This is a genomic window from Mycobacterium sp. 1245852.3, assembly GCF_001669335.1.
GTDB lineage: Bacteria > Actinomycetota > Actinomycetes > Mycobacteriales > Mycobacteriaceae > Mycobacterium > Mycobacterium europaeum_A.
This window is the reverse complement of sequence record NZ_LZLL01000615.1, coordinates 1-2869: the sequence shown is the minus strand read 5'-3', so window position 1 is coordinate 2869 and position 2869 is coordinate 1. Positions and strand designations below refer to the sequence as shown.

At 68.6% G+C, this 2869-nt stretch carries 2 protein-coding genes; one reads left to right on the top strand and one right to left on the bottom strand.

Annotated features, from left to right (window positions below; all coding sequences use genetic code 11):
- Positions 1-1436 (top strand): vitamin B12 dependent-methionine synthase activation domain-containing protein (locus A9W96_RS28665; RefSeq protein ID WP_197499693.1); only part of this gene is annotated, 1436 nt, incomplete at its 5' end.
- A gap of 29 nt (positions 1437-1465) precedes the next feature.
- On the opposite strand, the gene malQ is transcribed toward A9W96_RS28665, so the two are convergent.
- Positions 1466-2869, bottom strand: a 1404-nt coding sequence (malQ, locus tag A9W96_RS28660; RefSeq protein ID WP_067144564.1) for a 4-alpha-glucanotransferase, incomplete at its 5' end; no start/stop codon positions are given.

Genomic DNA, 2869 nt, shown 5'->3' with positions numbered 1-2869 from the left:
GCGACGTCCACGACATCGGCAAGAACATCGTCGGAGTCGTGCTGCAGTGCAACAACTTCGAAGTGATCGACCTCGGGGTGATGGTGCCCGCCCAGAAGATTTTGGACGCGGCCAAGGAGCACGACGCCGACATCATCGGGCTGTCCGGTTTGATCACGCCGTCCCTGGACGAGATGGCCAACTTCGCCGTCGAGATGGAACGCGAGGGCCTGGAGATCCCGCTGCTGATCGGCGGCGCGACCACCTCGCGCGCGCACACGGCCGTGAAGATCTCGCCGCGTCGTAGCGGTCCGGTGGTCTGGGTCAAGGACGCGTCCCGCTCGGTGCCGGTCGCCGCCGCGCTGCTGGATCCCAAGCAGCGGGGTCCCCTGCTGGAGGCCACCGAGAAGGACTACGCGTCCCTGCGCGAACGGCATGCCCAGAAGAACGAGCGGCCGACGCTGACACTGGAGAAGGCGCGCGCCAACCGGACGCCGATCGACTGGGACGGCTACACGCCGCCGGTGCCCGCAATAGGTACGGGAGTACGGGAATTTCAGGACTACGACCTGGCCGAGCTGCGCGAGTACATCGACTGGCAGCCGTTCTTCAACGCCTGGGAGATGAAGGGCAGATTCCCCGACATCCTCAACAACCCGGCCTCGGGCGAGGCCGCCCGCAAGCTGTACGACGACGCGCAGGAGATGCTCGACACCCTGATCAAGGAGAAGTGGCTGACCGCCAACGGCGTGATCGGGTTCTTCCCCGCCAACGCGGTCGGCTCGGGGGTGGAAGACATCGAGGTGTACACCGACGACACCCGCACCGAGGTGCTGACCACCTTGCACCACCTGCGCCAGCAGGGCGAGCACCGGGAAGGAATCCCCAACCGGTCGCTGAGCGACTACGTCGCGCCCAAGGACACCGGCCTGGCCGACTACATCGGCGCCTTCGCCGTCACCGCGGGGCTCGGCAGCCAGGAGAAGATCGCCGAGTTCAAGGCGGCGCTCGACGACTACAGCGCGATCCTGCTGGAGTCGGTCGCCGACCGGCTGGCCGAGGCGTTCGCCGAACGCATGCACCAACGGGTCCGCAAGGAGTTCTGGGGATACCAGCCGGACGAGCAACTGGACAACGACGCGCTCATCGATGAGAAGTACCGGGGCATCCGGCCCGCCCCCGGCTACCCGGCCTGCCCCGAGCACACCGAGAAGGCGACGCTCTGGAAATTGATGGACGTCAAGGAGCGGACCGGCATCGAGTTGACCGATTCGATGGCCATGTGGCCCGGTGCCGCCGTGAGCGGCTGGTATTTCTCGCACCCGCAGTCGCAGTACTTCGTCGTCGGCCGGATGGCCCAGGACCAGGTCGCCGACTACGCGAAGCGCAAGGGCTGGACCCTGGCCGAAGCCGAACGCTGGCTCGCCCCCAACCTCGGTTACAACCCGGAGGACTGAACTCTTCGGACGACTGATCCTCGGCGGGCTCAGCCCTCGGCGGCGGCCTGAAATATTGCGGTGATTTCGGCGACGCGCGGGTCCTCGCGCAGCTGCTCCAGCGTTTGGGGCAACGGCAGCCGCCAGTTCGGATATTCGTCGATGGTGCCGGGCAGATTCGGTTGTCGCGGTTCGGCGACGATGTCGTAGGGCGAGATCAGCTTCAACTTGCTCGGCGTGGCCGCCAAGAACCGGTGCATCGCGCTGATGATGGCGTTCTCGTCCGGGCCGTCGTTCTCGTCTGGGTCGTCGGGCAACAGCCCTTCGGAACGCAGCAGGGCCAGCCACTCGGCCTTTTCCTTGTCGGCCGAGGCCTGCTCTGCCGGTACGTCGTCGAGCAGGTCGAGCTCGGCGCGCGCCCGCACGTGTTCGCCGCGCAGAAATCCGGCCGCAGTGGGCAGGTCATGGGTGGAGAGGCTCGCGGCCGCCCGCGCGGGCCACCGCGACGACGCAAGCAAGGGTTGGCCGGGCGCGGACTCGTCCCGGGTAAACCAGGACACCGCGCAGCCCAGCATTCCGTTGTCGCCCAACGCTTCCGTGACTTCGGGCTCGACAGTTCCCAGGTCCTCGCCGACCACGGTCGCGCCGGCCCGCTGGGCTTCCAGCGCGAGCACGGCAAGCATGGCGTCGGCGTCGTAGTGGACGTAGGTGCCCCGGTCGGCCGACTCGCCCGGCGGTATCCACCACAACCGCCACAATCCCGCGACGTGGTCGATCCGCAGGCCGTCGGCGTGAACAAGTATGGCGCGCAGCATGTCTCGCAGCGCGGTGTACCCGGTGGCGGCGAGCCGGTCCGGCCGCCAGGGCGGCAGCCCCCAGTCTTGACCGCGCGGGGTGAAATTGTCCGGGGGAGCGCCGACGTGAACTCCGGTGGCCAGCATGTCGGCCAGGGCCCACGCGTCGGCCCCGTCGGAGTCGACGCCGACCGGCAGGTCGTGCAATACACCCAGCGCCATGCCGGCTCGTCGCGCGGCGGTGCGGACTTCGCCGAGCTGTTCGGCACAGCGTTGCTGCACCCAGGCGTGAAAAGCGATCCTGGGTGCCAATTCCCGGCGAGCCAGGGTGACCCCCGGTCCGTCGACATCGCGCAGGGGTTCGGGCCATCGCGGCCAGCGCCCGCCGTACCGCTCGGCCAGCGCGCAGTAGGTCGCCCAGTCGCGCAGCGCCCCGGAGGAGGGGGACTCGTCCAGTGGGCAGGGCCGATCCTCCGCGCGCCACAGCAACTCCAGCGCGTCGCGCTTGGCGGCCCAGACGAGGTCGTGGTCGATCCGCTCGGTCTCCGGCCAGACGCGCAGGGCGTCGACTTCCGCGCGGGTTTGCGGGTCGGCTCGATGGTAGGCGTCGAGGTCCTCGATGCGCAGGGCCAGCGGGTTGGCGAAGCGTCGACTGGACGG